At 70.0% G+C, this 6,469-nt stretch carries 6 protein-coding genes; 1 reads left to right on the top strand and 5 read right to left on the bottom strand.

The annotated features are described in order from the left end of the window. Positions 1 to 271 precede the first annotated feature (271 nt). Entirely contained in the window at positions 272 to 2,092 is a 1,821-nt protein-coding gene (locus tag FJ251_12400) for a long-chain fatty acid--CoA ligase (protein ID MBM4118512.1), read from the top strand. Here FJ251_12400 and FJ251_12395 read toward each other — a convergent pair. From FJ251_12395 to FJ251_12375, 5 genes are all read right to left on the bottom strand, one after another. Next, the gene (locus tag FJ251_12395) at positions 2,089 to 2,742 is read right to left on the bottom strand and encodes a hypothetical protein (protein ID MBM4118511.1); all 654 of its coding nucleotides are present in this window, start codon (positions 2,740 to 2,742) and stop codon (positions 2,089 to 2,091) included. The genes FJ251_12400 and FJ251_12395 overlap by 4 nt on opposite strands. 64 nt (positions 2,743 to 2,806) lie before the next feature. After that, positions 2,807 to 3,850 carry a DNA polymerase III subunit delta gene (holA, locus tag FJ251_12390; GenBank protein ID MBM4118510.1) on the bottom strand — a complete coding sequence of 348 codons (1,044 nt, stop codon included), beginning with the start codon at positions 3,848 to 3,850 and terminating at the stop codon, positions 2,807 to 2,809. Then, positions 3,851 to 4,366 carry a hypothetical protein gene (locus FJ251_12385; protein MBM4118509.1) on the bottom strand — a complete coding sequence of 172 codons (516 nt, stop codon included), beginning with the start codon at positions 4,364 to 4,366 and terminating at the stop codon, positions 3,851 to 3,853. After that, entirely contained in the window at positions 4,363 to 5,793 is a 1,431-nt protein-coding gene (locus FJ251_12380) for a sigma-54-dependent Fis family transcriptional regulator (protein MBM4118508.1), read from the bottom strand. The genes FJ251_12385 and FJ251_12380 overlap by 4 nt, the downstream gene beginning before the upstream one ends. A 1-nt stretch (position 5,794) precedes the next feature. After that, the coding region (locus FJ251_12375) for an NAD-dependent epimerase/dehydratase family protein (GenBank protein MBM4118507.1) at positions 5,795 to 6,469 on the bottom strand (675 nt) is incomplete at its 5' end.

Here is a 6,469-nt window from a genome sequence, read left to right as displayed (position 1 = left end):
AAAATGGAGATCACCATCGGCCGGATCCCGTTCCTCGGGCTGCTCATTCTCATCCTGGCCCGCCTGGCGATCTGGCTGCCGATCCTCGGCCTGGCGATCCTCGGCTTCACGCGCGCCCTCGCGGGGGAGGCGCTGCCGCTGCCCTGGATCGGCCGCTACGAAGAGATCGTTCCCGACCCGCCGGACGTCGCGCGGCGCTAGGGCCCTTGGCGAGATGGCGCATAATGTATATTATGTTGCCTAGTAGCGTGGTGGCGCTTGGGGAGGTCCTGTGATCGAGCTCTTGAGCGATGCGGGCGCCGTCGAGACGCTGCCCCAGCTCCTCCTCCACGCGACGCGTAAGATAGCCAATCCGAAAGCCTTTCTTCGAAAGCTCGAGGGAAGCTATCAGCCCCTGTCCGCCGCCGAGTTCGAGCGCCTGGCTACGACGACCGCGCTCGGCCTCCGGGAACTCGGGGTCGCCGCCGGCGACCGCGTCGGCCTGCTCTCCGGAAACCGGGTCGAGTGGCCGATCTGCGACGCCGCGATCCAGCTGGCCGGCGGCATCAGCGTGCCGATCTATGCCACCCTGACCCCGGAGCAGGTGGGCCGGATCATCGAACACGCGGGCTGCCGGGTTGTCTTCGCCGAGAATGCAGCGCAGGCCGCCAAGCTGCCGACGGGCGCCGGGCTGCGCTCGATCCAGATGATCGGCGAGCCCGCCTCCGGTCAACTCGGGCTGGCCGGAATCCAGGTGCAGGGCGAGAGCTTGGGTCCGGACGCCCTGGCGGCGCTCATCGCCGAGGCCCTGGCCGTGGCGCCCGCGGCGGTCTGTAGCCTCATCTACACTTCGGGCACCACGGGTGAACCCAAAGGCGTGCTCCTGAGCCACCGCAACCTCGTGAGCAACATCGACGCCGCCCTGACCGCGATCCCGCTCTCCGCAGCCGACACTGCGCTCAGCTTCTTGCCGCTCAGCCATCTCCTGGAGCGCACGGCGGGGCTGTACGCGATGCTGCGTGTCGGCGCCACGATCGCCTACGCGGAGTCCTTCGACAGCGTGCCGCGGAACCTGCTCGAGGTGCGCCCCACGGTGATGATCGGCGTCCCGCGCTTCTACGAGAAGGTCTACGGGCGCGCTCTGGACGAGGCCCAGCGCGGCAGCGCGCTGCGGCAGCGGGTCTTCCTCTGGGCGCGGCAGCAGGGCGAGCGCTGGGCGGAGCGGCGCCTGCTGGGACAACGCGTTTCGCCGGCGCTGGCGCTGGCGGCGGCGATCGCTTGGCGCCTCGTCCTGCGGCGGGTGGCGGCCCGCGCGGGTGGCCGCCTGCGCTTCTTCATCTCGGGCGGGGCAGCCCTGGCGCCGGCGGTGGCGAAGTTCTTCTACGCGGCGCGCATGCCCATTCTGGAGGGCTACGGCCTCACGGAGACCAGCCCGATCGTCAGCGTGAACAGCCTGGCGGCGCCGCGCCTGGGCACGGTCGGGCGCGCGCTGCCCGGCGTGGAGTTGCGCCTGAGCGCCGAAGGCGAAATCCTCACCCGCGGACCGCATGTGATGCAGGGCTACTACCGCGACACGGAGAGCACGCGGGCCGTGATCGATGCGAACGGCTGGTTGGCGACCGGCGACATCGGCGAACTCGACGCCGACGGCTACCTGCGCATCACCGATCGCAAGAAGGACCTGCTGGTGACGGCCGGCGGCAAGAACGTCGCGCCGCAGCCGATCGAAAGCCGCTTCAAGCTGGACCCCTTCATCGGCGAGTGCGTGCTGATCGGGGACGGCCGGCCCTTCATCGCCGCGCTGATCGTGCCCGACTTCGACCAGCTGCGGGCCTTCGCCCGGCGGGAAGGCATCTCCGCCAGCGACGCGGGAGCGCTCGTCGCGGCGCCCGCAGTGCAGGCACTCTATGCCGGGCGCATCGCCCGCCTGAATCAGGGGCTCGCCCGCTACGAACAGGTGCGGGGCTTTCGGCTGCTCGATCACGAGCTGAGCCAAGCCGCCGGTGAGCTGACGCCCTCCCTGAAGCTGCGCCGGCGACAGATCCTCACTCGCTACGAGGCGTTGGTGACGGCGATCTACGCGCAGCGTGCCGACACCGGACGGCGCGCTTAGTAGCCCCGTTGGGTCGGCGCGATGCCCCGCCGCGGCTCGGCCATCTTCTCGGCATCGCTCAACTTGCCGCAGTAAGCCTTCATCTCGGCGAAGCTGCCCAGGAGCGTCTTCTCGTCGCTGAGGTCGGTGACGCGCAGGCGGCGCATGCCGGGCAGGAAGAACTGCACCGTGAGCTGCGAAGCCGTGAGGCCGCTGTCGCTCGCCTCGCGCGCCTGCCGCGGCAACTCGACGTAGCAGTTGACGAAGTCGCGACTGGCCGCCACCACGGCCGGTCGGCGATAGAGCTGGGGCAGGATGAAGAGGCAATCCGCGCAGGTGTGATCGAAGACGTGAAAGGCGAGCGGCCGTCCCGTTTCCCTCGCCACACGCACTGCCGCGGCGATGTCGTTGTAGAAGTACACCTGGCCCCCGTGGCTGCGCAGCTTGCCGCCCGCGGTCAGCTTGATCTTCGGGTCGAGCTTGGCGTCGCCGTCAGCGACGAGGTTCTGTTCGTAGATCCATTGGCGATAGCGGTGTCCCTCGTCCCAGAGCGAGTCGCGCGCGGCGCCGACGTCCTTGGCGAGGAGAAGGTCCTTGGCCGGCAGCTCATCAGCGATACCAAGGAGACAGGCAAGCAGGGCGAACGCGAAGAGAGAGCGGATACGCAACATGGTCACTCCGAATCGCTGGGCAATCACGTCCAAGCTAGCAGCCGTCATGGCGACGGGCAAGCGCTCAGGCGCGCAGCGCCTGCCCGCGCAGGGACGCGAGGATCGCGGTCTCGAGCAACTGTCGATCGCGGCCGCCGGGGCCGCGCTTCAGGCGGGCATCCAGCTTCTGCAAATTGAGGAGCCAGGTCAGGAGTTCCCGCCGGCTGAGCCCCTGCGCCCGGGCGACCAGCTCCCGCGCCCGCTCCGGCCAGAGTCCGAGCGCGGCGGCCGCGGCCCCTGGCGAGCGCCCGGCGGCCAGCAGCAGGTGAGCGCGCAGGAGCTGGGTGAAGGTGTAGCTGAGGGCCCCGATGAGGGCCGGGGGATCTCCCCCAGCGGCCAGCAGGCGTTCCAGGCAGGCCAAGGCCTCCCGCTCTCGCTCCGGGCGGAGTAACTCGGCCAGGCGCCAGACGTCCTCGGCCCGCTGGTAGCCGACGAGGCGCTCCAGGTCCGCTTGGCCGAGACGATGCCCGAGCGGCGAAGCGAGGCGCAGCTTCTCGATCTCGCTCGCCAGCTCGCCTGGATCGGGCGGCAGGGCCCCGACGAGCTGCGCCGGGAAGTCCCGCTCGAACTCGAGACCGGCCGCCTGGAGTCGGCGCGTCGCCCAAGCCGTCAGCGCCGCCTCCCCGTCCATCTCCAGCTTGAGGACGAGGCCGCCCTGCTTGGCGATTCGGTTCTTGGCCGCGACGAGCTGCTCGAGCGTCGGCGCGCTCAGGCAGAGGATGTTCTGCCCCGGCGTCTCCTCGAGGAAGCGTGCGAGCGAGGCGCGCAGGGCGTCGCTGAGCTTTCTGGGTACCTCGAGCACGATGAGCTTGCGCGGGTCGAAGAAGGAGTAGCTGCGCAGCAGGACCTCGACCGCAGACCAGTCGGAGAAGCTGTCGAGCGTGCGCTCTTCGTAGGAGAAGTTGCGGCTGGCCGCAGGCACGCTGGCCTCGCGTAGGAGGGCGATCGCCTCTCGCCGCAGCCAGTCGCTCTCGCTGGTGATGAGGTAGAAGGGGCGCAGGCCGCGCGCGAGATCGGCCTGGAGCCCGGCGAGCGGATCGCCGGCCGCCCCTTGTCGCCGCGTGGCCATCTACCAGTCCCCGAAGACGGCGTTGAGCACGCCGTCCACGATCTGCTCGAGGGCCTTCTCCTCCGCACGGTCGCGGGTGAGGTCGGCGCCGGCGGCACTCCCCTCGACGAAGAAGCTCTCGCTGCCGGTGAAGCGGCGATCGCTCCAGAGCATCTCGCTCGTCGCGCCGTTCAGGAAGCTGAGCTCCAGGACGATGGTCAGCTTGTACTCGTCGGCGCCGCCGCCCTCGCCGATCGAGAAAGGCGCCTCGCCATAGCGGACGACGCTGCCCGTGAGCAGGTAGTCCTCCTGGCCACGCGTGACGAGGCGCAGGCTGCCGTCGGCCTCGAAGGCTTCCGTCAGCGCCTCGGTGGCCCGCAGCTCGAGATCGGGCTGGGCCGTGCGGTTCTCGAGGAAGGGCAGGGCGAGGCTGCCGCTCAGCAGACGGCCGCGGCTCGTGCCGTGGTAGTAGCCGCAACCCGCGGTCAAGGCGAGCAGCCCTGCCGCCAGGCAGAATCTGGCGGTCCCCCGCCTCACCGGGCTTCCTCCCCGGGCAGTGCGTCCTCCTCGAGCTGCTTCATCCGGTAGCGCAGCTTGTCTCGGCCGAGGCCGAGCATCTCCGCGGCACGGCTCTGGTTCTCCCCGGCCTGGCGATAGGCCTTCGTGATGAGATTCTTCTCCACGGCCTTCAGCAAACCGTCGAGGTCGATCCCCTCCGCCGGAATGGGCTCCTCGATTAGGCGCGCCAGCCGGCGCGGGAAGGTCTCGGGGACCTGCTCCCAGCTGCCGGTGAGCAGAGGCCGCAGCTGCGCGGCGGTGATCTGCGGCCCTTGCTCCATGAGCACGAAGCGCTGGACGATGTTGCGCAGCTCGCGGATGTTGCCCGGCCAGGGGTAGTCCATGAGGATGCGCCGCGCCTCGTCGTCGATGCGGGCGAAGTTCTTGTTGAAGATCGGATTGAACTCCGCCAGGAAGTGCCCGACGAGGGGCAGGATGTCCTCGCGCCGGTCCCGGAGCGGCGGGATGCGCACCGGCACCACGTTCAGGCGGTAGAAGAGGTCCTCGCGGAACTGACGCGCGGCGACCATCTCGCGGAGATCCCGGTTCGTGGCCGAGATGATGCGCACGTCGACGCTGAGGTCCCGCGTGCCCCCCACCCGGCGGAAGCTCTTGCGCTCGAGGAAGCGAAGCAGTTTGACCTGCAGGCTCTGGCTCATCTCGCCGATCTCGTCCAGGAAGATCGTCCCCCGATCCGCCAGCTCGAAGAGCCCCGCCTTCGCCTCCTTGGCGTCCGTGAAGGCGCCGGCCTCGTGACCGAAGAGCTCGCTCTCGAGCAGCTCGGCCGGAATGGCGGCGCAGTTCAGCTCCATGAACGGCGCGGCGTGCCGCGGGCTGAGCCGGTGGATGAGCTGCGCCACCACTTCCTTGCCCGTGCCGCTCTCCCCCGTGATCAGCGCCGTGGTGTCCTTGCTCATCGCAACGAGGAGGGCCGCGTCGTAGACCTTGCCCATCGCCGCGCTCGTGGACTTGTAGAAGTCCAGGGCATCGCCCAGGCGGAAGCGGCGCCGTTGCTCGAGCAACTCCCGCTCCTCGCCGAAGTCGGCGAGCGCGCTCGCCACGGATTGCCGCAGCGCGGCCAGCGGCAGCGGCTTCGCCAGGAAATCGTGAGCGCCGCCGCGCATCGCGGCCACGGCATCCGAGACTTCGGCGCGCGAGCTGAGCACGATGACCGGCAGGCGCGCCCGCTCAGCGCGCAGGGCGCCGAGGAGGGCGCCGAGGTCGCTCGCGAGCGGGCCGGGATCGAGGATGAGCAGCGCGGGGTCGAGCTCGCGCACGCGGGTGAGCGGATCCGCGGGCAGCGCCTCGCAACGAACACTCCGCTCGTCCCCGCCCAAGCTCTCGGCGAGCAGCCGCCGGACCGCCTCCTGGTCATCGAGAACGAGGATCAGCTGCGACGTCGGCATGTCAATCGCGCGCGGGGGCGCCGGCTGCGTACCAGGCCACGGTCCGCCGCAGGCCCTCCTCGAAGGAGACGACCGGTTCGTAGCCCAGCAGCCGCTGGGCGAGCGCAATGTCCGCCTGCGAGTGGTCGACGTCCCCTGCCCGGCGCGGGCCAAAGATCGGCGCCCGCTCCACCCCGAGCTGCGCGCGGATCTGCTCGAAGAGGTAGAGGACCGAGTAGGAGCCGCCGCAGGCCACGTTCACCGTCTCGCCGTTCGTGCGCGCCGCTGCCATTGCCTTCAGATTCCCGGCGACGACATTGTCGACGAAGGTGAAGTCCCGGGTCTGGCTGCCGTCACCGTCGATGCGCGGCGAGCGCCCCGCCAGCAGCTCCCGCGCAAAGATGGGGAGCACGGCCGCATAGGGCGAGTCCGGGTCCTGGCGCGGCCCGAAGACGTTGAAGTAGCGGATGCTCAGGGTCTCGAGGCCGTGCACCGCGCTGAAGGCGCGGCAGTAGTGCTCCCCCGCCAGCTTGCTCACCGCGTAGGGCGACATCGGCTGCGGCGTCAGACCTTCGTGCTTGGGGCTGGTCTCGACGTTGCCGTAGGCGGAGCTGCTGCCCGCATAGATGACGCGGCGCACGCCCGCGGCCCGGGCCGCCGTCAGCACGTTGAGAGTGCCGGTGACGTTGACGTCCCC

This window comes from bacterium, from assembly GCA_016873475.1.
In the GTDB taxonomy this organism is placed as follows: domain Bacteria; phylum Krumholzibacteriota; class Krumholzibacteriia; order JACNKJ01; family JACNKJ01; genus VGXI01.
Note: the sequence above shows the minus strand (reverse complement) of the source record. Positions and strands in the feature narration are given on the sequence as shown.

Excerpts from the sequence above, each read along its gene's own strand:
- FJ251_12380 (MBM4118508.1), bottom strand. The coding sequence starts at position 5,793 with ATGCCGACGTCGCAGCTGATCCTCGTTCTCGATGACCAGGAGGCGGTC.
- FJ251_12395 (MBM4118511.1), bottom strand. The coding sequence starts at position 2,742 with ATGTTGCGTATCCGCTCTCTCTTCGCGTTCGCCCTGCTTGCCTGTCTC.
- holA (MBM4118510.1), bottom strand. The coding sequence starts at position 3,850 with ATGGCCACGCGGCGACAAGGGGCGGCCGGCGATCCGCTCGCCGGGCTC.